This is a genomic window from Hominilimicola sp., assembly GCF_046972485.1.
In the GTDB taxonomy this organism is placed as follows: domain Bacteria; phylum Bacillota; class Clostridia; order UBA1381; family UBA1381; genus Hominilimicola; species Hominilimicola fabiformis.
In genome coordinates this window covers 1-1,580 of sequence record NZ_JBKVWU010000213.1, presented here as the reverse complement: position 1 = coordinate 1,580, position 1,580 = coordinate 1, and the positions used below count along the sequence as shown (strand labels likewise).

At 40.0% G+C, this 1,580-nt stretch carries 1 protein-coding gene; it reads right to left on the bottom strand.

Features of this window, described 5'->3' with window-relative positions; translation table 11 throughout:
- Positions 1–1,580: glycosyl hydrolase 53 family protein (locus ACLTU0_RS11880; RefSeq protein ID WP_412322655.1), on the bottom strand; the 1,580-nt coding region annotated here is incomplete at both ends.

Sequence of the window (1,580 nt, the reverse complement as noted above, 5' to 3'; positions counted from 1 at the left end):
TTCACAACATCATCAATCGAAATAGACTTAGTGTAATACGGATAATACGAAACACCGATTACGTCAAAATCAATATTTGCAAGCGCATTAATAAAGGTCTTTCTTCTGCTCAAAAGTTCACCGCCGTGGTCACTGTGAAGAACAATTTTACTTTCCGGTGACGTTTCGCGAACAGCCCTTGCACCTGCATTTACAAAACGGCTAAGATAATCACTTTTGTTATAGAACCCGTTATTGTTCTTATGGTTGTTGTAAAGCAATCCGTACTGCATTTCGTTACCTATCGAAACATATTCAGGACAAGTTCCCTGTTCGATTAATTTAAGCATCATATCCTTTGTAAATTCGTATATTTTACCCTCGAGATATGTTGCAAGCTCATCACCAGTCAGATTATTTTCCTCAATATACGGACGCCAATCATATGGAATAAGCTGATTTTCACCGTCCGACCAAGTATCAGAATATGCAAATGTAAATTCTATCTGCATACCTTTATCCTTTGCACGTCTTGCCATTGCCAGACAGTCGTCGGGATCTTGATAGCCTTCAGGCAAATAATACTCGTTTCCGTGACCTTTTCCCGGATTGTTTAAAACTCTGATTCTTGCAAAATTAAAGCCGTTTTCAGCCATAATTTGAAGTGCGTCACCTTCTTGACCGTTTTCGTCATAGAATTTGCCGCCCCTGTCTTCGACGTATGTAAGCTTTGAAATTTCTCCGCCTTTTAAGAAAGGTATTCTGCTCTCCTCCGACTTTGCAAAAGACAATTTGTCAAGAGTAAGAGTTTGCGAGCCTTTTATACAAAGTCCTATATCACATTTTCCGTCCTCTACGATAATTCCCGGCACTGTAACCTTGCTCTCATTGTCACTTATCGGTATTGACGTTGACGCCATTGTGTGACCGTTTGTTTTGGCATACAAATAGCAAATACCGTCCGTTGTGTCGTTAGTCAAATACGCATTTAGTGTATATGTTCCGTTTTCCATATTTCCGACCGTTTGACTGATTTGTGCCTCGTAATCTGTACCGCTTGCGTTTAACTTGCCGTCAGATACTGTCATATTTTCACTGTTTGTAATAGTCCAATTTGCATCACCGTCAGAAAATGACGCATTTTTTATTACATTATCATCATCGCCTATTACAATCTTCGGTGCATTGCCGCTGTTTGTACATGAACCGATGTTCCAGTTTGTGTTGTTGTTCTGCGACTTAACGTCTATTCTAAACGCAACATTTCCCTTATCCTTGATTGATTTTATGTAGTCTGTCACATCAATTTTAAATTCACCTGTATTTGATGGTGATGTGAACGACATAATTTCTTTTTCGGTATATGTCGGTGCAACAGTGTATTGCATACCGTTTTCAAAAGCCGAATAATCAGCCTCATATAAGTATGCCGTTCCCGAATTTGCGACAGAAGTTGTATCGAGTACAAGTTCTGCCTTGCCTACATTTTCCGCATTGAAATTTTCCGGCAATTCAAAACCCATATATGCCGCCGTTTCCCATCCTGACCAACCGTGAATACGCAAATCATACGTTGTACTGTCGCTTTCAGTCGCTCGCCA